Annotated in this window: 1 protein-coding gene and 2 tRNA genes; all 3 read right to left on the bottom strand. The window is 53.9% G+C overall.

All coding sequences use genetic code 11. From position 1 onward, the window contains the following. On the bottom strand, positions 1 to 772 hold a 772-nt coding region (locus Q8Q83_RS01870; protein ID WP_305620629.1), incomplete at its 3' end, for an elongation factor Tu. Between the two features lie 84 nt (positions 773 to 856). Next, positions 857 to 932 (bottom strand) — tRNA-Thr (locus Q8Q83_RS01865). A gap of 27 nt (positions 933 to 959) precedes the next feature. Further along, positions 960 to 1,033, bottom strand: a tRNA-Gly gene (locus tag Q8Q83_RS01860). Positions 1,034 to 1,140: the final 107 nt, after the last annotated feature.

The raw sequence follows: 1,140 nt of genomic DNA, 5'->3' as shown, positions 1-1,140 counted from the left end.
TGGTCTTGGTGGTATCACGCAGACCAACGATCTCGATTTCTTCCTGGATCTTGACGATACCGCGCTCGATACGGCCAGTTACCACGGTGCCACGACCAGAGATCGAGAAGACGTCTTCGATCGGCATCAGGAACGGCTTGTCGATGGCACGAACCGGCTCTGGAATGTAGGTATCCAGGGTTTCAACGAGTTTACGAACGGCAGTGGTGCCCATTTCGTTGTCGTCTTGACCGTTCAACGCCATCAGCGCGGAGCCGATGATGATCGGAGTGTCGTCGCCCGGGAAATCGTAAGTGCTGAGCAGGTCACGCACTTCCATTTCAACCAGCTCCAGCAACTCAGCGTCGTCAACCATGTCAGCCTTGTTCAGGAAGACCACGATGTACGGAACACCAACCTGACGGGACAGCAGGATGTGCTCACGAGTCTGCGGCATCGGGCCGTCAGCAGCGGAGCAAACCAGGATAGCGCCGTCCATCTGCGCAGCACCGGTGATCATGTTTTTTACGTAGTCGGCGTGACCTGGGCAGTCAACGTGCGCGTAGTGACGCACAGCCGAATCGTACTCAACGTGAGCGGTGTTGATGGTGATACCACGTGCCTTTTCTTCCGGGGCGCTATCGATCTTGTCGAAGTCAACCTTGGCCGAACCAAATACTTCAGAGCAAACGCGGGTCAGAGCAGCAGTCAGAGTAGTTTTACCGTGGTCAACGTGACCGATGGTGCCTACGTTGACGTGCGGTTTGTTACGTTCAAACTTTTCTTTAGCCATTTTGACCGTCTCCCAGCGAAGAATTGAGCAAGTATCACCGCCATTAAAACAAAGGCAGATACTCACATATCTGCCTTTATTAAATGGAGCTCATGAGCGGATTTGAACCGCTGACCTCACCCTTACCAAGGGCGTGCTCTACCAACTGAGCTACAAGAGCGTAACGCCTTTGCAGGACCTGCAAACTTGGAGCGGGTAGCGGGAATCGAACCCGCATCATCAGCTTGGAAGGCTGAGGTTCTACCACTAAACTATACCCGCGGAGCTTGCAGCTCTCGCTAAAAATGGTGGAGGGGGAAGGATTCGAACCTTCGAAGTCGTAGACGTCAGATTTACAGTCTGATCCCTTTGGCCGCTCGGGAACCCCT

It is taken from the genome of Pseudomonas sp. (assembly GCF_030696055.1).
Classification (GTDB): domain Bacteria; phylum Pseudomonadota; class Gammaproteobacteria; order Pseudomonadales; family Pseudomonadaceae; genus Aquipseudomonas.
This window is presented reverse-complemented; position numbering and strand designations above follow the sequence as displayed.